19 protein-coding genes are annotated in these 18,241 nt (G+C 61.5%); 13 read left to right on the top strand and 6 right to left on the bottom strand.

Annotated features, from left to right (window positions below):
• Positions 1 to 27: 27 nt before the first annotated feature.
• Positions 28 to 1,140, bottom strand: coding sequence for an asparaginase (locus Q2941_RS04880; protein ID WP_027523726.1), 1,113 nt, complete (start codon positions 1,138 to 1,140; stop codon positions 28 to 30).
• 228 nt (positions 1,141 to 1,368) lie between these two features.
• Here Q2941_RS04880 and Q2941_RS04875 point away from each other — a divergent pair, with 228 nt between their 5' ends.
• From Q2941_RS04875 to Q2941_RS04860, 4 genes are all read left to right on the top strand, one after another.
• Entirely contained in the window at positions 1,369 to 3,228 is a 1,860-nt protein-coding gene (locus Q2941_RS04875; protein WP_458191797.1) for a flavin-containing monooxygenase, read from the top strand.
• Between the two features lie 5 nt (positions 3,229 to 3,233).
• Entirely contained in the window at positions 3,234 to 4,028 is a 795-nt protein-coding gene (locus Q2941_RS04870) for a shikimate dehydrogenase family protein (RefSeq protein ID WP_458191903.1), read from the top strand.
• A 153-nt stretch (positions 4,029 to 4,181) separates the two neighbouring features.
• Positions 4,182 to 4,985, top strand: coding sequence for a lytic murein transglycosylase (locus Q2941_RS04865; RefSeq protein WP_027523729.1), 804 nt, complete (start codon positions 4,182 to 4,184; stop codon positions 4,983 to 4,985).
• 491 nt (positions 4,986 to 5,476) lie between these two features.
• Positions 5,477 to 5,971 carry a hypothetical protein gene (locus Q2941_RS04860; RefSeq protein WP_458191796.1) on the top strand — a complete coding sequence of 165 codons (495 nt, stop codon included), beginning with the start codon at positions 5,477 to 5,479 and terminating at the stop codon, positions 5,969 to 5,971.
• Positions 5,972 to 6,125: 154 nt separating this feature from the next.
• On the opposite strand, the gene Q2941_RS04855 is transcribed toward Q2941_RS04860, so the two are convergent.
• On the bottom strand, positions 6,126 to 7,757 hold the full coding sequence (locus Q2941_RS04855; protein ID WP_458191795.1) for a winged helix-turn-helix domain-containing protein: 1,632 nt from the start codon (positions 7,755 to 7,757) through the stop codon (positions 6,126 to 6,128).
• Between the two features lie 251 nt (positions 7,758 to 8,008).
• Here Q2941_RS04855 and Q2941_RS04850 point away from each other — a divergent pair, with 251 nt between their 5' ends.
• Positions 8,009 to 8,383, top strand: coding sequence for a hypothetical protein (locus tag Q2941_RS04850; protein ID WP_027523732.1), 375 nt, complete (start codon positions 8,009 to 8,011; stop codon positions 8,381 to 8,383).
• A 611-nt stretch (positions 8,384 to 8,994) separates the two neighbouring features.
• Here the strand turns inward: Q2941_RS04850 and Q2941_RS04845 are convergent.
• Positions 8,995 to 9,591: a DUF3859 domain-containing protein gene (locus tag Q2941_RS04845; RefSeq protein ID WP_458191794.1), complete on the bottom strand. Its 597-nt coding sequence runs from the start codon at positions 9,589 to 9,591 to the stop codon at positions 8,995 to 8,997.
• 249 nt (positions 9,592 to 9,840) lie between these two features.
• Positions 9,841 to 11,436 carry a M14 family metallopeptidase gene (locus Q2941_RS04840; RefSeq protein ID WP_458191793.1) on the bottom strand — a complete coding sequence of 532 codons (1,596 nt, stop codon included), beginning with the start codon at positions 11,434 to 11,436 and terminating at the stop codon, positions 9,841 to 9,843.
• A 251-nt stretch (positions 11,437 to 11,687) separates the two neighbouring features.
• Between Q2941_RS04840 and Q2941_RS04835 the strand changes: the two genes are divergently transcribed.
• The 7 genes from Q2941_RS04835 (at position 11,688) to Q2941_RS04805 (ending at position 15,861) form a co-directional block, all read left to right on the top strand.
• A complete protein-coding gene (locus Q2941_RS04835) occupies positions 11,688 to 12,953 on the top strand; it encodes a tyrosine-type recombinase/integrase (protein ID WP_458191792.1) in 1,266 nt (421 codons plus the stop codon).
• Positions 12,954 to 13,130: 177 nt separating this feature from the next.
• Positions 13,131 to 13,358 carry a hypothetical protein gene (locus Q2941_RS04830; protein ID WP_458191791.1) on the top strand — a complete coding sequence of 76 codons (228 nt, stop codon included), beginning with the start codon at positions 13,131 to 13,133 and terminating at the stop codon, positions 13,356 to 13,358.
• A 240-nt stretch (positions 13,359 to 13,598) separates the two neighbouring features.
• Entirely contained in the window at positions 13,599 to 14,063 is a 465-nt protein-coding gene (locus Q2941_RS04825) for a hypothetical protein (RefSeq protein ID WP_458191790.1), read from the top strand.
• Between the two features lie 30 nt (positions 14,064 to 14,093).
• Entirely contained in the window at positions 14,094 to 14,279 is a 186-nt protein-coding gene (locus Q2941_RS04820; RefSeq protein ID WP_458191789.1) for a hypothetical protein, read from the top strand.
• Positions 14,280 to 14,577: 298 nt separating this feature from the next.
• A complete protein-coding gene (locus Q2941_RS04815; protein ID WP_458191788.1) occupies positions 14,578 to 14,739 on the top strand; it encodes a hypothetical protein in 162 nt (53 codons plus the stop codon).
• A gap of 475 nt (positions 14,740 to 15,214) precedes the next feature.
• Positions 15,215 to 15,376 carry a hypothetical protein gene (locus Q2941_RS04810; RefSeq protein ID WP_458191787.1) on the top strand — a complete coding sequence of 54 codons (162 nt, stop codon included), beginning with the start codon at positions 15,215 to 15,217 and terminating at the stop codon, positions 15,374 to 15,376.
• Positions 15,377 to 15,618: 242 nt separating this feature from the next.
• Positions 15,619 to 15,861 (top strand): hypothetical protein, encoded by a 243-nt coding sequence (locus Q2941_RS04805; protein ID WP_458191786.1) that lies wholly within the window; start codon positions 15,619 to 15,621, stop codon positions 15,859 to 15,861.
• A gap of 77 nt (positions 15,862 to 15,938) precedes the next feature.
• Here the strand turns inward: Q2941_RS04805 and Q2941_RS04800 are convergent, their stop codons facing one another.
• A complete protein-coding gene (locus Q2941_RS04800; protein ID WP_458191785.1) occupies positions 15,939 to 16,094 on the bottom strand; it encodes a hypothetical protein in 156 nt (51 codons plus the stop codon).
• A gap of 1,234 nt (positions 16,095 to 17,328) precedes the next feature.
• On the opposite strand from Q2941_RS04800, the gene Q2941_RS04795 reads away from it, so the two are divergent.
• On the top strand, positions 17,329 to 17,550 hold the full coding sequence (locus Q2941_RS04795; RefSeq protein ID WP_458191784.1) for a hypothetical protein: 222 nt from the start codon (positions 17,329 to 17,331) through the stop codon (positions 17,548 to 17,550).
• Between the two features lie 317 nt (positions 17,551 to 17,867).
• Here the strand turns inward: Q2941_RS04795 and Q2941_RS04790 are convergent, their stop codons facing one another.
• Positions 17,868 to 18,143: a hypothetical protein gene (locus Q2941_RS04790; protein WP_458191783.1), complete on the bottom strand. Its 276-nt coding sequence runs from the start codon at positions 18,141 to 18,143 to the stop codon at positions 17,868 to 17,870.
• Between the last annotated feature and the right edge of the window lie 98 nt (positions 18,144 to 18,241).

Here is an 18,241-nt window from a genome sequence, read left to right as displayed (position 1 = left end):
GCGCGTAGATCATGCTCAAACAACAAGCTACCAGGTCGCGGTGAAGGCCTTCTGAAGCTCGGCAGGCGCCGTGACGCCGCTCGCGATCAGGAGCTGGGTGAGAACGCGCGCCTTCTGCGGGTTCAGGTCCTCAGACACGACGAAGCCGTTCTTGTCGTCGTCGACCTCGACATTGCGCGTGACGAAGCCCGAGCGGACCCGTGTGGCGCGGACGACGATGATGCCCTTCTTGGCGGCCGCCTCGAGCGCGTCGAGCGCGGGCTTCGACGTGTTGCCGTCGCCGACGCCTGCCAGCACGATGCCCTTGGCGCCGTGCGAAATCGCGTCCTCGATCGGAATGGCGTCCATGTTGGCGTGGGAGTAGACGATCTCGACGCGGGGCAGAGGATCGCTTGCCGGCAGCGCATAGGTCGTGCGCTTCGCACCCGCCTGCGCCAGGAAACGAACGCCGCCGGCGGTGTCGACATAGCCGATCGGACCGTCGTTGGGCGACATGAACGTCTCGACGCTCGTGGTGTTGGTCTTGGTCACCGAGCGGGCGCTCTGGATCTTGTCGTTCAACACGGCCATGACGCCCCGCCCGCGCGAACGCGGATCGGCGGCGACCTGGAAGGCTTCATAGAGATTGCCGGGGCCATCCGCGCTGACCGCCGTAGCGGGCCGCATTGAGCCGACGATGACCACGGGCTTGTCGCCCTTGACCACGTTGTCGAGGAAGAACGCGGTCTCCTCCAGCGTATCCGTGCCGTGGGTGATGACGACCGCATCGGCCTCGTTCTTGTCGAAAGCCTGCTGGATGCGCTGGGCCAGCGCAAACCAGACCTTGTCGTTCATGTCCTGCGATCCGATCGACGAAATCTGTTCGGCATTCACGCTCGCGAGCTTGTCGAGGCCCGGGACCGAGGCGACCAGTTGCTCACCGGTGATCTGGCCGGATTTGTAAGCGCCTGCTGCCCGTGGATCGGCTTGACCGGCGATGGTCCCGCCGGTCGCGAGCACGAGAACGCGCGGCAGATTGTCGGCGGCATATGCGGCCGTATTGATCGTGAATGATGATGCCGCCAGCGCGATCACCGGAATGGAGAGCATCGCGATCAGGCTTTGCCGGCGGCTTGCCGATGTCAGGGTGTCGTTCGTCATTGAAATGATCTCCCGTCAAGGCTTCGATGCCTGAATGGTCCCGCCAGCACCCATCATGTTTTCCATCCCGCGACATTTTGTCAATCGATGATTGCCTTCCGGGATCGACGCGCGTCGCGACGACGGCGGCTGCCGGCCAAAACCGTGTCCACGTTGCGCATCCCGGCTTTTGTGGGCTAACTGGCACGAGTTGTCGAAAGAGCAACGTCCGCTGCGGAGGAAGTATTGATGTCATTGGACAATCACAAGACCGGCACAGCCGGCGCATCCAACATCGACATCGCGACGCTGCGGGCGCGCTATCGCGACGAGCGCGACCGGCGTTTGCGGGCCGAGGGCAAGGCGCAATATGTCGAGGTGACCGGCGAATTCGGCCACTATCTCGACGACCCCTGGGCCGATCCCGGCTTCACGCGAAAGGCGATCAGCGAGGAGACGGAGGTCGTCGTTGTCGGTGGCGGTTTCGGTGGCCTGTTATGCGGCGCGCGCCTGCGCGAGGCCGGCATCGACGATTTCCGCATCGTGGAAAAGGCCGCGGATTTCGGCGGCACCTGGTACTGGAATCGCTATCCGGGGGCGGCCTGCGATACCGAGAGCTACATCTATCTGCCGCTGCTGGAAGAGACCGGCTACATGCCCGTGCGCAAATATGCACGCGCGCCCGAGATCTATGAGCACTCGCGCCGGATCGGCCGTCATTTCGGCCTCTACGAGCGCGCAATGTTTCAGACCGTCATCTCGCGGATGGAATGGCGAGAGGAGGAGGCGCGCTGGCTGGTGGAGACCGATCGCGGCGACAAGATCCGTGCGCGCTTCGTCATTCTCGCCGGTGGCCCGCTCAGCCTGCCGAAGCTGCCGGGCATTCCTGGCATCGAAATGTTCAAAGGCCACAGCTTTCACACCAGCCGCTGGGACTACGCTTACACCGGTGGCACCGCGGAAGGTGGCTTGAGCGGGCTCGCTGACAAGCGCGTCGGCATCATCGGCACTGGCGCGACCGCCGTGCAATGCGTGCCGCACCTCGGGCGTGCGGCCAAGGAACTCTACGTCTTCCAGCGCACGCCATCGGCGATCGGCGTGCGCGACGACCGTCCGACGGATGATACCTGGACCAACAGCCTGAAGCCCGGCTGGCAGCGCGAGCGCATGGACAATTTTACGGCGGTGATATCAGGCGAGCCGTTTGAGGAGGATCTGGTGCAGGACGGCTGGACCGGTCTGCTCGGCGAAATCCTGCTCGCGCCGCGCCGTCAGCCGGAGCCGGTTACCTCGCTCGAGCAGGCGCTCAAGGTAATCGAGCAGGCCGACTACCGGAAGATGGAAGAGATCCGCGCCCGCGTCGATGCCGTGGTGAAGGACCCCGCGGCGGCCGAAGCGCTAAAGCCCTGGTACAAGGCGTTCTGCAAGCGGCCGTGCTTCCACGACGAATATCTCGACACCTTCAATCGCCCCAACGTGCATCTCGTCGATACGAAGGGCCATGGCGTCGAGCGGATCGCGGAAAACGCCGTCGTCGTCGACGGCAAGGCTTATGAACTCGACTGCCTGATCTACGCCAGCGGTTTTGAGGTCGGCACCGATTATGCCCGCCGCATGGGATTTGAACTCCATGGCCGCGGCGGCCTCAGCCTGACCGAGCGCTGGCGCGAGGGCGTGAAGACAATGCACGGCTTTTACAGCCGCGACTTTCCCAACTGCTTTCTGATCGTCACCGTGCAGGCCGGCCAGAGCGCCAACTTCCCGCACATCATCGACGAGCAGTCGCGCCACATCGCCTATGTGATCAAGGAAGCACGCAAGCGCGGCGCGAGAACGCTGGAGCCGACGCTGGCTGCCGAGAACGCCTGGGTCGAGGAGGTCGTCAAGGCCGCGATCGGCCGGCAGACCTATCTCGCCGAATGCACGCCCGGCTATTACAACAACGAAGGCGTGTTCGATCCGATCGCCGCGCGCAACAGCCAGTATTGGCGCGGGCCGGTGGCGTTCCTGCGGCTGCTCGACAAGTGGCGCAAGGAGGGCAATCTGGAGGGGCTGGAATTGACTTATGTGACCGCTGCCGAGCCCGGCAGCTCTCCGGTGCCGGCTTGAGCGGCGTGCCCCCGACGCTCAGCGGCGCGACGCGGCTCTATGTCATCGTCGGCGATCCCATCGCCCAGGTGCGCTCGCCCGCAGGGCTCACGGCCGCTTTCGCCGCACGTGGTCATGACGGCATCCTCGTCCCCGTCCAGGTCGCGCCTGCCGACTTGTCCGATTTCCTTGCGGTGGCGACGCGGCTGAAAAATCTCGACGGCATCGTCGCAACCATCCCGCATAAGTTCGCCTGCTATCAGGCCTGCGCCAGCGCCACCGACCGCGCGCATTTTCTGCGCACCGTGAACCTGATGCGCCGCCGCGCGGATGGCGGCTGGCACGGCGACATGGTGGACGGGCTTGGCTTCGTCGGAGCGGCGCGTGCCAAGGGGATCGACCCTGAGGGGATGCGCTCGCTGCTGGTCGGTGCCGGCGGAGCGGGCTCGGCGATTGCGCTCGCGCTGGTCGAGGCCGGTGTCCGCGAGATTGCCGTTCACGACGCATCAGCTGCGCGGCGCGACGTGCTGATCGAACAACTCAACAGGCTCGGCAAGGGCCGCGCGCTAGCCGGCTCAGTCGATCCCACAGGTTTCGATTTCGTGGCCAACGCCACGCCCGCCGGCATGGGCGAAGGCGATCCGCTGCCGGTCGACGTCGCAAGGCTGGCGCCGTCGACCTATTGCGGCTGTGTCATCACCAAGCCGGAGGTTTCGCCCTTCATCGCAGCGGCGCGAAAGGTCGGCTGCGTCACGGCGACCGGCACCGACATGTATCAGCAGCACCAGAGCATCATGGTGGACTTTCTGCTCGGCGGATGACCTCGAGAATGTCAAGCGTCGAGCCGCGCGTTGTTTGCGCGCGGCGGGGGCTTGAGCGATCGGAGCTGGCGTAGGATCATGCCGTGAAGGCGGGCGAATGCCGGCCGTCGGTTGGTTGCGAGCAGGGCGCATGCCCCGAACAGAGGAACGAAAATGAACAGGGGCAGCATCATTGCAACGGCCGCGCTCGGCGCGATCGCACTGTTCGCACATCTCGGGGCGGCCGGCGCCGCGCAATGCGGCAACGGGCCCGGCGGCTTTGAAGGCTGGAAGCGCGCGTTCGGCGAGGAGGCCCGTGGCAAGGGCATCGGCGCGACCGGCATCGGCGCGTTGATGCAGACCAATTACGCGAGCGCGACCATTGCGGCCGATCGCAGCCAGCACAGTTTTTCGCTCTCGCTCGACCAATTTCTGGCCAAGCGCGGCGCCTCGACCATCGTGGCGCGCGGGCGCTCGCTGAAGCAGTCGCAGGCCGCCTTGTTCGCTTCGATCCAGCAGCGCTACGGCGTGCCGCCGGGGCCGTTGATCGCGATCTGGGGGATGGAGACCGGCTTTGGCAGCCAGCGCGGCAACCAGAACATGCTGTCCTCGATCGCGACGCTCGCCTATGACTGCCGCCGGCCGGAGTTCTTCACTGACCAGCTCTATGCTGCCCTGAAGCTGATTGATCGTGGCTCAATGTCGCCTGGGCAGCGCGGCTCCATGCATGGCGAGGTCGGCCAGACCCAGTTCATGCCCAAGAACATCCTGGCCTATGGTACCGGCAATCTCGATAACGCCGCCAATGCGCTGAGCTCGACCGCGAATTTCCTAAAGGCACATGGCTGGCGAGCAGGAGCCGGCTACCAGCCGGGCGAGCCTAACTTTGCGGCGATCGAAGCCTGGAATGCCGCCGGGGTCTACCAGAAGGCGATCGCGCTGATGGGGCGGCAGATCGATGGGGAGGGGGGGCGCTAAACATGATCCGGACCCGAAGGGCCGCGTTAGCGCAAAGTGCGCAGCGGTTTTCCGAAAAGATCATGCCAAATGAGCGCGCCCCGTCTCAATAGTGTGACGTCCGATAGGCGTCGAGCGCGTGCGCTGCAAAAACGCCGATGCTGCAAAGGGCGAGGAAGGCGGAGATCAGCTCGATCATAGCTCGTCCTCCCGCGGAGGCAGCGCGACGAGGTATTGGCCGCAGGAATAGTCCCAAATCAGGTCGAGGAAGAATTGCATGGTGGCCGTCCCTGTATGATTTTGACGGCCAGCATAATGGACAGTCTGTTTCGAGCGTGTTTCGTGGGTTCGGGGAAAGGGTTTCGTCGGAACCGTTCAGGACGCCGCAGGCGGCGCGGGCCCTCGCACACCCGTTAACCACGCTATCGCAGGTTGCATCGTCGGTTGGGAGCCCTTGCGGCTCTCCCGCGGAGATGGTCAGCTTGTTCCGGGGAAACGGCTGGGAGGACAATATGAAGAAATTGCTTTTCACGATCGCGCTGCTTGCGGGATTTTCAGCGACACCTGTGCTGGCGCAGCAATCCAAGGTCGGCGACTGGACCATCGAGAAGCGCTCGCAGGACACCCACTGCAACGCGAGCCGCGGCTACAAGGACAAGGACGACGAGAACCGCGACTATGTGATCGTGCTGTCCTACTCCGACAAGGCGATCGTCATCGTGATGATCTATGACGGCTGGGAGTGGGACAAGGTAGGCGAGATCTTGAAGGCCGATTTCGCTACTGACGACGCCGACATCATGAAGAGCGCCAAGTGGGAGGTCATGGACAAGACCACCGTGCGCGGCATCTTCGAATTCAACCAATCGATCCTCGACAAGCTGTCGAAGGCGAAGCGCCTCACCGTCGATTTCGAGGATGATGATGAGGACAGCATCGAGATGCAGATCCCGCACGCGGGCGAGGTGCTGGGCGCGCTGAAGTTCTGCGAGGAGAACAGGAAGTAGGGGCGAGGGCGGATTCGTCGCGTGATGTCATCGCCTGACCTCACGGCGCCGCAAAGGCACGCGGATGATTCCGTCTAGAATGACCTCGAAGGCCGCTCCCGCGTCAAGAAAAGCCGACATTGAGTGATCACATCAGGTTCATCCGCCTGGAGCTTCACTGGGCCATTGCCCGGGTGTTGCTTTTGCGAAGTCTGTCGAGGTCCTCATCAATCGATAGAGCCATGGGCGTATTGTACGGAGTCATCCGATACGTCTGCAAAGCTGGTGTGGCCGCAACCAGTGCGGGCCACGCTGCCTCCGCCTGGACGGAGTGGCCGGTACGGACCTGTGACGACAGCCAGATCGCCTTGCAGACGCCCAGCGCAGGTGTTCGATCCATACATTCGCGCGCATATCGCAGCGCATTTTCATAATCCTGCACGGAATAGCGCAGCCTTGCCGCTACGATGGCGTAATGCGGTGGGCGTAGCGGGCTCCAGGAGACCGCCTTCTCGAAGGCTTCAATAGCTGCTTGGGTTCGACCGGCATGGTGCTGTGCGACGGCGAGGGCGAGCCAATTGTCCGGATCGCCAGGGCCGAGTTGAGTCGCGCGCTCGGCCGCGCTCACTGCTGCTTCGGGGTTCTTGCTCGAGTCGATCGCGATGGACAGCACTCGCCACGAGCTGGCAAGCAGCGGATCCAGCGCAGTCGCGTGCTCGATATCAGCGATCGCCTGCGGCAAGTCCTGACGACTGAGCCCAGGATCGTGATGGCCAAAGATCAACAATGTCTTCGCCTGTCCGAGATGCGCCCATGCGGGGGCGTAGTTCGGATCAAGGCGGACCGCCTGTTCCAGCTCCTGCCGCGCCTGGCGAAGGCCCTCAGGACTCGGCGCAATAGTCAACGCGATCGCGCGCAGCACGCGCGCGTGCGCATCAAGCGAGGCTGGCGCACGGTTCCGTAACACGGTCCGGTCCGACTCGCGCACGGTTGCACCAAGTGAGGCGCTAATCCGCGAGATCAACGCCTCGGTAACGTCGGGCAAGTCGTGCGCGGTGGGCTCGAACCGGCCGCTCCAGACGATGCTACTGTCGCCGGAAGCGATCAGTTGCACGTTGAGCTGCAGCCGGTCGCCGCGCCTCTCCGCGCTGCCGTCCACGAGGTAGCGAGCGTGGGTCATCGCAGCGATCTGCGCCGGGGACAGGTTCTTGCCGCGAAGCTCGGCTGTGGCGAGGGTTGAGATGATATGCAGGTCGGGGTTGCGCGCAAGGTCGCTGGCAATCATGTAGGCTAATCCGTTGCCGTCCGGACTGCTTTCGCCAGAGGCGTTGAGCACGCGCAAAGGCAGAACTGCAACATCGGCCACCATCCTGTCGTGTGCGTCGCGGCGCCCGGGGGTTGCCCCGGGGAGTAGAAATTGCCAGGCCAGCACGATCGCCACTACCATCATCGCAATGGCGGCGGCCAAGCTATAGAAGCTCCGCACATCGCGCGGTGCCATGTCGGTCGCGTCGACGATCAGAAGGTAACCACGTCGTGGCATCGTCCGCACGACTTGCTGCCGGGTATCACCGAGGGTGCGCCGGATCTCGACCACGCATTGCACAAGCGAATCGTCGGTCACCGAAACGTCCGGCCAGACTCTCGCACTTAGATCGCGCTTTGTAACCAGCTCTCCGTGCCGGCGCGCCAGTTCGAGCAAAACTGCCAGAGCCTGAGGCCGCAGCTCAACGGCTTGGCCGTGCTGGTCAAACAACTGCGCCTGATCCAAATCGAGCGTATATCCGTTCAGCCGCAGGCAGGCCATGAGCATGCCTCCCACCATCCATCTTAGCGGACCAGCAAGTGCGCCTCAAGGCAACGGCAAACCCTGATTTCGTCTTTCATCGTCCTTTTTCGTCCTGTCTCACCACAGACCTGCGCTACGTTGACAATGAGGGCCGCTGCCCTGAGCCAGCGGTAACCCGAGAAGCTGCAACGCAACAAATAAACGGGCGCGGAGTGTCTCCGGAGCGAACAGCAGGGGGCAATCTCTTATTTTTTTTAAGGAGATTGCAAATGAGGAAGATATTTTCGATGGCTCCCATCACGGCGGCGACGCTGATCGTGCCGCTAGTCTGGCATTTCGTGGCGCACGCGCACGATCATAGTCGCCCCGAACTCAATAGCTGGTTCGAGAGCCTCAAAAGTGGCAAGGGGCCATGCTGTTCCGACACCGACGGCAAGGCGCTATCCGACATCGACTGGGAGGTGAGAGAGGGCCACTACCGCGTGCGCATCGAGCGCCAATGGTGGGACGTACCGGAGGCCGCCGTGATCAAGGAGCCGAACCGCGCCGGTAGGACAATGGTCTGGCCCGTCTACTATTGGGTGCTCGGCGGTAACCTGCGGCGCATCGAAATTCGTTGTTTCATGCCCGGGGTCATGATGTGACCGATTAGCGTTTTCGAACGAAAGCCTGTTCCACAACTGGTAGTCCATTGTTGCCGCTGATCCTTTGAACCCATGCGGGATTTCCGGGACTCAAGTGAAGTGGTTCACATGGTGCGTCCGTGGTCGGGCTGCGGTGCGTACGGAATTCGTGGAGGAAGTATCTCTAATCGAAGAGGTGACCCCATGAGAACCCAGTTCTTGATTGTGACCGTCGCTGCCGCCATCGGACTCGTGGCGACTAATCACGCAAATGCGTGCAGATTGCATCTTCCACCTTTTGAACTTGGGGACTTCCCGATCACCCGGCAGCACCAAGTAGCTCTGCTCGCAGCGGCCCAAGTGGAGGAGAGTACGGTAACGCCAACGCTAATGTTAGCTGGCATCCCCGGCGCCATGCTCGCGCACGATCACAATCGAGCCGATCTGTCGAAGTGGTTTGAGAGGCTCCATGACCGAAAGGGGGATTTGTGCTGCGATGGTAGCGAAGCGATGCATTTGTCGGAGGTGGACTGGGAGATTGACGGCAACCATTACCGCGTCCGCGTGCCGACAACGTCTAGGGGCTTCGAGCGCGCGATGGCCGGCGCCACTAACGTGGAAACCGAGTGGGTTTACGTACCCGACAAGGCCGTCATCGACGAACCGAACAGGGCTAACGTGACACTGGTCTGGCCGCTGTACGGCCCGATGGGTGTGAGCGTTCGCTGCTTCATGCCGGGAACGATGGCGTGAAGCGGACGGCTTGTGTTGCGATCCCGCAATCCTAATTGGCGCTTCGAGCTAGCGTGAACTCCATCTCGGCGACCTTCTGCTCGCCCACCCAGGTCTGGCAGTACCCAGGTGCCGGGAACGGCTTCCCAGTCGTCGTCGAGGCTGTAGCCGTGCAGCACAGTGCTGCCGATGGCCCAGCGCTCGGTGACATCGCTGCGAGAGAAGACCTCGCCCGTGCGCGGATTGCGCATGCCGCCGGGTGGGAAGATGGTGATGCTCCGGACCGGCACGAGCGCTCCATCCGGTTCGCCCGTGAGGCGATATTCATAGCCAAAGCGAATGCCCTTGCGCGCCGGAACCGTCGTGGTGCTCGGCGTGAATTGCCAGGCGACGCGATCGATCGTTCCACTCGGCGGTCCCGCTGATTTGTCGGTGGCGAGGACCCTGGCCTCGTAGATCCCGAACTGCGGGATGTCGGCGCCCGTGACCGTCGGCAACTCGGCAGAGCCCGCTTGCGAGAAGACTGCGAGCACGAGGGCTGCCGTCCACCAAACATATCCCCTCGTACGAAGAGCCCGCATTAATGCTGTCCACGGATTGCTAGATACCGAGCCTTTGTCGGGGCGATCAGGTTTCAAGTTCGGTGGAAATCGCAGGTTCTTCGCCGAGTTGCCAGCCGATGGCGGCAATACGTGACGTTACGATGCGGCATATTGCACATTAAGCTTGCGAAGGACCTGAACGCGTTACGGCGCACGATCGAGTCGCGAAATCGACAAGACTTGTCCGTTGGTGGCTGGAACAAACTTGTTGGCGACCAGCCCGGCGTCGCTTTCAGGCTCCAGCAGTGCGACGGCAAGGCCCGATAAGGGCTGATTGAATGGAATGAAGACATCGTCCGGCGTCAAAGCGATATCGGCCTTCTCCAGCGCAAAAGTCCCCTTGATGATCGCTCCGGCACCTGTGTCGTCGCCGCGCACATCTTCCTTCGCTCCCGAAGTAACGTCGGTTGCCCGATAGTGATCGCCTGGAACCACCGCAGCAGTCGCAACGAGCTGAAAGGTCAGGCCAGCCCGCTTGATCGCGTCGATGGCCCGGGTGTTGTCACGGCTGATGAGATAGCCGGCTGGTCGGGGGCGCGTCAGCGCCGGGTCGATCTTCAGCGCCGAGACCCACGTTACCGTGACGGGTTTATCCGCACCGGTCTTGGGATCGACGAACACCATCTCACGCGATTCCGGATGTCCATGCGCGACGACGACGACGGGCTTGTCGGACGTGGTGGCCTCGATTGAAGCCTGCTTCGACAACTGCATGAATGCGCCGGGATCCTTGGCCGCTAGTTGCAGGATGGCTTCGGCCGCAACGACATGCGTCTCGACCCGCCGCGCCAGATGCGCGCGCCCAAGCCCCACGCCGCGGGTTTCCAGCAGGAAGCTGACGGCATTGCGCAAGCCGGCGACGTTGCGCCCGGTATCCGGTCCGATCCCGCCCATCGCGACGGGCGAGTCGCGACGACTGCCGTCGGTCGTGTGATACCAGTCATGCGTCAGACCGTGCGTATCGAAGGCCTGCAGGATCGCCGGAAGGAAAAGCTGGGATTCGGCCTTCTCCAGGCTCGGCGGAAGATTGGGGACCGTGGCGTATTGGATCATCGCGTCGATGCGTTGGACGCCGCCGACTTTCTCGACCCAGCGGCCGCCCACGGTGAATTCGTGGCAATCCAGCACGAGTTGCGGATGGAATTGGTTGAACAGAGAGCCGATCGTCTGGATTTCCGGGGTTCGCAGCAGCGTATGATCCCGGTTGGGGTCCATGCCGTTCGCCAGTCCGCGGACAAACGCTTCAGCGCCATCCGGATTGGCACGCGGGACAATGATGACGTCGATCGCAGCGAGGAGATCGGCGAGATCGCCGGCGCCGAGGCGCTGCGCCAGAACCAGGGCCGCTTCACCGCCGGCAGGTTCATTGCCGTGCTGCTGGCCGATGATGAGAACCACCGGCTTCGCTCCATTGCCTAACGCGTTCTGATCGCGGGAGAAGAACAGAACGGGGAGCACGCGTGCTTGCTGGGAGCGGGCGCCAATCTCCATCCGCATGGCCGGCGACTTGGCCGCGAGCGCCTCCAGGAAGGCCATCAACTCGCTATGCGAGGTGAAATCCTGCTTTCGGGGCGCAAAGGCCGGCGTGGTGTGGTGCACCTCCGCATCGGGATAGCGCGCGGCGACCTCCGGAGCCTCCTGATCGACGGATGCGGGATTGAATCCCGCAAGCGACAAGGCGGAGGAGGCCAGAAAGACTGCGGCGGCGAACGAGCCGCGGACATAGCGCCGATAAAACATTGGTCACCCCCAGCGACATCGCAACTCTAAAGCAATTGCAGCAGCAGGGCGCCGGGTGATGCGCAGGATATTATCGGCGGTATCGCTGAATAAATTGAAGAATTTCGATGGCTGGGGAACCTGGATTCGAACCAAGACAAACAGAGTCAGAGTCTTAAATCACATATTGAAATTGTTGAATAAATTTCCTTCGTGTTGCGCCTTTGTCGCGCCTCCTGTATACTCCAGCACAATTCAGCAGGAGCGGGCCGATGTCCGTCAGGAAGCGGTTTTGGACGACAGAATCCGGCGAGACGCGCGAAGCCTATGTGGTTCAATATTCAATCCCTGAGCTGGATAGCCGAGGCAAGCGCAAGCGGGTCATCAAGACATTCGATCGCAAAAAGGATGCCGATACCTTCCACGCGCAGGTCCGGGTCGATCTGAGCAAAGGCACCCACGTTCCCGCGTCCAAAAGCCCCACGGTCGAAGCTGCCGGCCGGAACTGGATCGACGCATGCGCGGATCTGGAGCGCACCACGCGTGACGGGTACGAGCAGCACCTTCGGGACCACATCACCCCCTACCTCGGCGGCCTAAAGCTGTCCGCGCTCACCGTTGCCGTTGTGCGTGACTGGCAAGACAAGCTGCGGAAGGGCACGCCTGCCCCTGGCCAATCGGAAGGAGCGCCAAGGTCCGCCGATATGGTCAAGCGCGTAACAGGTTCTCTCGGATCGCTGCTCGCAGACGCTCAGGAACGGGGCAATGTCGGTCAAAATGTCGTGCGAAGCCTCAAGGCAAACCGGAAGCGGGGAAAGGAGCGCAAAGCCGAGCGCCGCGCCAAGGGGAAGTTGAAAGTGGGCGTCGACATTCCCGCTCCGTTGGAAATTGAGGCTTTGCTGCAAGCCGCCGAGGGCCGGTGGCGGCCATTCCTACTGGTGGCAATTCGTTGCGGACTGCGTGCGTCCGAGCTGCGCGGCCTCCGGTGGCAAGATGTCGATTTGAAACAGGGCGAACTTCACGTTCTCCGACGCGCCGACGCATACAATGACATTGGTCCACCCAAATCGGAGGCGGGCCAGCGGACGGTGCGGATTCCCCCAACCACCCTAAAGGCGCTCAAGGAATGGAAATTGAAGTGCCCGCCCGATGTGAACGGGACGCAGCATTTGGTGTTTCCCAATGGCTCGGGAAACGTCGAGTCTCACGCCAACATCATTACGCGTGGGCTCATTCCCACAATGGTGGCAGCCGGCGTGACCGCGCCGGTACTTGACCCCGAGGGAAAGCCCATCCGCGACGAGGCTGGAAAGCCAATGCTCACCGCCAAATACACGGGGCTGCACGCGCTGCGGCACTTCTTCGCGAGCTGGTGCATAAATCGCAAGGCGGACGGTGGCTTAGAGCTGCCGCTTAAGATCGTGAGCGAACGGCTTGGGCATTCGAACATCGCGATCACAGCCGATCTGTACGGCCACCTTTTCCCGCGCGCGGACGACTCGGCAGAACTCGCCGCGGCCGAAAGCAAGTTCGGATAGCTAACGTTTGATTAAGTTTTATCAGGCAGCATTGAACTAGAGTTGTTCTCTACGGGACCAGGGCGGGACGCCTAGCGGTCCTTTACGACAGCGGGACGCTGCCGGGAGCAAGCAAGCACACAGGTGCTCGCTTCCCGGTTTTTTCATGTCCGCGGCGAGCCTCGATGGAGTCTCGCTTTGAAAACCGAAACCCCGAAAGCCATCGCCGCGCCCGACGAGTTCGTTTGGGGCGCGAATGATATCGGCAAGTACCTCGGACGTTCCAAAGAAGCGACGTGGTTCATGCTTGAGCAGGGCAGGGTACCCGGCGCGAAGAAAGTCGCCGGCCGCTGGGGCATGCACGTCCCCACTTTTCTCGCCAGCTTTCAATCAACCAACGGGCCGCGCGCAAGCGCAGCCGCGTAACGACACAGGACCACCCCAACAATGAATCTCAAATACTACGAATTTCTGGACGCCCAAAGCGAGCAGGTGGATCCGGCAGTGAAAGCTGCACTTGCGCGTCGCGTCTCAAAGCTTCATCGCGACTTTCAGACGACAACCGCAAACGTCCGCGGTAACGCCGATCTGAGCGCGCCAGGCAAGCAGAAGGAAGGTCGGTCGATTCTCGCGAAACGCGCATGGGAACTGATCCGCGCCAACGCCATGGTACAGCGGCTCGTCGAGCGGCTCGACGAGAAGCGCGCAAGGATCCAACTCCCGGCAATCGACAGGACCGACGCGGCCGGCGCCGTGCTGCGCAGCCAGGTTCGCGATCGCCTCGCCGGCAAGTCCGCGAAGGAAATCCGGGCGTTGGCTCCCACAATGTCACTGCTCTACGCGACGGCGATCCTCGAAGCGCCCGAGCTGGTGGGCATTGATCAGGAAGCCATCGAAGCGGTGCGCGCCAGGGCCATTGATCTGGTGTGTCCGGGCAAGCCTGCCGAATTGGACGCGGAGCGCGACGCGGCGCGCTTGCTCCAAAACGCGACGACCGCTCTTTCCGACGCAGCCCGCGAGCTTGGCGATCTGCCCAATCGCCCCGCGCTCAACGATTTCATCAACCAGGCGGTCCCCGATCAGCGGCACATCGAAGCACAGGTACAGCGCGAGACGGCGCTCGCCGCGTAATCGCCACAACGTCGATAAGGAAGAATTTTCATGGTCAAGAAGTTAAACGCCGAAACCGCGGCGAAACAGGTAAGCGACGCATTGCAGCCGGCCACCGACTTCCGGATCCCATCCGGTCAGCCGAACGATCCGGGCCAGGCACCACCCACCCCGAAGCCCATGCCGACGCCGTTGGAAAAGGCCCTTGGCATCAATCAGGCTCGGAAGCAGCCATGAGCCCGGCGGAGCTTCGCGCAGAGCGCGACGCCGCGGGCGCGGCCTACGCCGAAGCGTTGGCCGCCTTTCACGACGCATGGGTGCGATTGGCCGCGGCGTTTCTGGACGCGTGGACCGTATTCCTGTCTAAGCGGTCGGAGGCTGATTTCGAAGAATGGCGGGCAGAGCGCGATTGGACTGCGCGGAAGTACGCGGCTTGGGGGCGAGGCGAAAGAGTATTAATCCGGATGAGATGCAGGCCGTAACGCAGGTTGTTGTAAGCTCCCCTTGCTACTTCATCGCGACCGAGTCTTTTCGAATGAACGTCAAAGCCGTTATGGCGAGAATTCTCGAAGCTGAGCTACTGGCACGCGGCGTAACGCTAGGGCCGTCCGACTGCGAACAGATTGTTGAGCGGATGGTAGAGCAAATCGGCGAGTTAGAACTGAAGCTGTCCGCGCGAGACAAGAAAAAGCCGTGAGGGGCTGGCAGCGGGCATTTGACGATCCGATTCCGATGCCTAACGGCCCGGAAGCTGCTCACGCTGCACGACGCAGCGACATTCATCACAAAGCTGCCGAAGCAAGAGCACGACGCGCCTGAATGGCTGGCCGCGATTGAAGCGCTGATGGTCGTTGTGGAGAGAGGCGGCCCGACGATGTTTGCGCACATCGGATTCATGCGTGCGCTGAATCGCGAGAAGAAGACCCAAGAGCTGAAGAGGCAGGCGAAGGCTTACAGGGTGGTGCGATGATCGCTGCTACACAAACACCCTTACCAATGGGATTTCGAGCAGACATTGAGAGAAGGATTCTTCTCGCGCTCTGAGTGAAACCAATAGTCGCCGTCCCGGAATACCGGGGCGGCTTCTTTTTTTGGGGCCGACGTGAACTGCTTCACATTGTTTTTTCGGACCGATCCTAGCAATGACGCGCTACTCGATTAGGACATTGGTCATGGCTATTGCACACGCGACTCCTCTAGTTCGCAGTTTCGACGGCTTGATCATTTTCGGATATGCGGCGTTTGCCGTTGTCGCACTGATCGCAATCTACTTCGCAGCAGGCGGACCAAGCTTCAATGCCGCTGCCCTTTCCCAGATGGATGTCATGCCCTGATGCGGCTGGCTTTGTGGACTTTCGGCTGCTCGCTTTTGATCGCAGTAAGCATATGGGCGCTCTTGGGCCCGCCAGACGCGGACGCGAGCAGCGCGCGTGTGGCTGTTGCGCGACCGCACGGGCCGTGAGCCTTCGAAGAGACCGGCCGCCGTGAGCCGGCCTTGTTCCTGGCTAAGGAACAAGGAATCCATTTGCCGAGCCGCTGCCGCGCGGGCAAACCGTGCTTCAGCAGGGGACAGCAAATGCAAACCAAGGCGCGCGAGTACATTGATTTTTGGGTCGAGAATAGCATTCATGCTGCTGAGCAGTACGGGACTCTCGGCTCTTCGCAGGACGTGGGCGAATTAGTCGTTCGCCTCATTGAGGGGGCGAAGGGTCAAGGCATTTCCCAAGAGGCCATGGAAAAGGAGGTCGGTGACTTGACGGAGTATGTCCGTGACAAGCTCGCGACCGCAAACACAGTCGAAAGGGATCGCCGCGAGTGAGCTAGGCCGGTGGGACCGTTCGCAGTTGCGACGGCTAAGCCAAGCAAAAATGAAAGAGGCCGCCAAATGAGGCGGCCTCATTCGTCTTGTTCCGGATGAAGCGCGACTTTTTCGGCCAGCAAATCAGCAATCAGCTTAGCTATCCCCTCGCTCGCCAACTGATCGGTGACGTGGGAGAGAAGGGCGCGGTAGTGCTCGATCTTCTCATTGAGTTCGTCGCACTTCTCGCACATTGCCGCCTCGTCGCGTCAATGTTCGGAAACCAACATTTTGTTGGGTTCTAAGGACTAGCAACTCGCGGCTTCGCTTGATGACATCTCGCATATATCAACATGCATCATGTCGTAATCTCTGACGGGACGAAAAACCCGTAACGGAAACCACATATTGCGCTCCCCTGATTATGCAGGCGGGAGCGCTATCGGTCTCTCAGCCACCGACGCCTTCAGGCAGAGCCTTGGCCGGTGATGCGGGGTAATAGTCCCTTTTGCTCGTCAGTTCCAATAAGTGTTCGTCTGAGACATTGGGCCGGCACGCAAAAACAGACCGCGAACAGATGACGTTTCTGTTACCCACTAAGGTCTATGAACAAAATTTGACAAAGCGAACGGGTCGCGGCGAAAAGGCGGCGCGTGTCCCTCGGGCAAATTAGGCCGCTGCCAAATTCAGCTTAGGCCACTGGGAGTTAAAATAGGCGAGTGCCAAATACCCCCTAGAAGAACAGAGCCGGAATCGAAAAGGGCCGTTGTAAGGCGGCCCCTGCCGGTTGCAATCTTGTTCGGGATGAAATGCCAGCCCCGGCAACCGGCAAATTATCGGTATCTGAATGCCAAGTGGATTCCGTACAACTACCGTGCGTAGCACTGTCCTAATTTGTGGATTTTCTGCCCCGAATTTCTAACATAAGCTAATCCCACGCGCGGCCCCGGAGGGGTGATGTCTTACGACAAAGAAGCGTTGGCGCGATACATCGCGTCTCGGCAGGATCATAGACGAACTGTAGACGAGCTAACCAGCGGAATGCTGAGTCGCTCCCGGCAGCAACTTGCGCTCTCATATGAACTCCTGAAGATCGAATTGCCCTACCTCTGGCATCCTGAGCCTCCGAAAGAGAGTCGCCCGGTGCTAATTCGCTCGCCATCGGGAACAATAGTGTGAGTTGGTGATCTGGCGTTTCGCCTCGACAACGCAACGCCGACACAAAAGGCCTCAGCTGGCTTCAGCCCCGGAGCTGAGGCCTTTTCATTTGCGCTGCTAAGAACTGGGGACAACTGGCAGTTCGTGGCCCTCTCTGTTCAAAAGCGAACGTTCCGCACTGGAGCCTTCGGTTAGTTTTGATCCGCAGGGCGCGGGCACCGCGTGCGTTCAGCCCAAAAGGACCGCTGGCCAATATCCGGGTGCGACGCCGGGGCCAGTGGCTCCCTAGGGCCCGACCTCTTTCAGCAGCCGCACATAGGTCGCGCTCTCGTGCAGCTCGAGCCAGCCGCGCTCGACCGCGTGTTTGATGCCGGCGCCGAACTCCGGCCCGCTGGCCTTCAGCGCGTAGAGGAACGGCGCGTTGATCTTCTCGATATGGATGCGGCCGTCCTGGACGGCTTCGATGCCGGTGGCGAGCTCGACCAGCTTGCGGGCGCTGTTTCCGGGTTGGCGAAGGGGCGTTCGGCGGTGAGCTTCATGAACCAGCCCTAGCGCGATTCGGGCCTTGCTCGCTCATGGGGCTGGGTTGCATATACTTCCCGATGACAAATAGATGCGAACAGTTCTAAGTCGCTCATTCGCCCGGCCGTAAGCCGAGCGAGGGGGAGCTTGGATGGAAGAGTACAGGGCCAATTGCTCGGGCCTGATGGGCAGATCGTGCAGCGGGTCAATATCATCTGCGCAGACGAGGACACGGCTAAAAAGCGAGCCCAGCAACTTGCGGAGATTGCACTGTCGAGCTTTGGCAGGGAGCCCGCAAGATCGCGGTATATTCAGCGCGCCATTGAACCAGAGCGGGTAGTTATCGCTTAACCCATTGTCACCGGCTTATTCCAGTTGAAGTCCGGCCGGACATCCGCGCCGTGCCTACCGCACTTCTGGCAAACAAAGCGAGGCTCGATGTCCGACAGCCTCACGTGGTCGGCCCAGCGATCGGCAATAAGCGTCACCAAATGGCTGCAACGGTAGTCCGCGCAGTAGACCAGGACGCCGTGCACGCCCATCTCGCGCATCTCACCGAAGGTGATCTTGACCGGGCGGTGACCAGGCGGTGTGCGGTTCTCGCGGCGGACAGGTCTGCGCATGCCGCGATCAAAGCGGCAACGTGCGCGTTCCAGCCGATCGTGATCACCGATTCCAGGCCATCGTGATCACCCATTCCAGAGCATCGTGATCACCATTT

The organism is Bradyrhizobium sp. UFLA05-153, from assembly GCF_054185185.1.
This window is presented reverse-complemented; position numbering and strand designations above follow the sequence as displayed.

Coding starts and splice junctions, on each gene's coding strand:
- Q2941_RS04880 (WP_027523726.1), bottom strand. CDS start 1,140: ATGACGAACGACACCCTGACATCGGCAAGCCGCCGGCAAAGCCTGATC.
- Q2941_RS04875 (WP_458191797.1), top strand. CDS start 1,369: ATGTCATTGGACAATCACAAGACCGGCACAGCCGGCGCATCCAACATC.
- Q2941_RS04865 (WP_027523729.1), top strand. CDS start 4,182: ATGAACAGGGGCAGCATCATTGCAACGGCCGCGCTCGGCGCGATCGCA.
- Q2941_RS04860 (WP_458191796.1), top strand. CDS start 5,477: ATGAAGAAATTGCTTTTCACGATCGCGCTGCTTGCGGGATTTTCAGCG.
- Q2941_RS04855 (WP_458191795.1), bottom strand. CDS start 7,757: ATGGCCTGCCTGCGGCTGAACGGATATACGCTCGATTTGGATCAGGCG.
- Q2941_RS04850 (WP_027523732.1), top strand. CDS start 8,009: ATGAGGAAGATATTTTCGATGGCTCCCATCACGGCGGCGACGCTGATC.
- Q2941_RS04840 (WP_458191793.1), bottom strand. CDS start 11,436: ATGTTTTATCGGCGCTATGTCCGCGGCTCGTTCGCCGCCGCAGTCTTT.
- Q2941_RS04835 (WP_458191792.1), top strand. CDS start 11,688: ATGTCCGTCAGGAAGCGGTTTTGGACGACAGAATCCGGCGAGACGCGC.
- Q2941_RS04825 (WP_458191790.1), top strand. CDS start 13,599: ATGGTACAGCGGCTCGTCGAGCGGCTCGACGAGAAGCGCGCAAGGATC.
- Q2941_RS04820 (WP_458191789.1), top strand. CDS start 14,094: ATGGTCAAGAAGTTAAACGCCGAAACCGCGGCGAAACAGGTAAGCGAC.
- Q2941_RS04815 (WP_458191788.1), top strand. CDS start 14,578: ATGAACGTCAAAGCCGTTATGGCGAGAATTCTCGAAGCTGAGCTACTG.
- Q2941_RS04810 (WP_458191787.1), top strand. CDS start 15,215: ATGGCTATTGCACACGCGACTCCTCTAGTTCGCAGTTTCGACGGCTTG.
- Q2941_RS04805 (WP_458191786.1), top strand. CDS start 15,619: ATGCAAACCAAGGCGCGCGAGTACATTGATTTTTGGGTCGAGAATAGC.
- Q2941_RS04800 (WP_458191785.1), bottom strand. CDS start 16,094: ATGTGCGAGAAGTGCGACGAACTCAATGAGAAGATCGAGCACTACCGC.
- Q2941_RS04790 (WP_458191783.1), bottom strand. CDS start 18,143: ATGCGCAGACCTGTCCGCCGCGAGAACCGCACACCGCCTGGTCACCGC.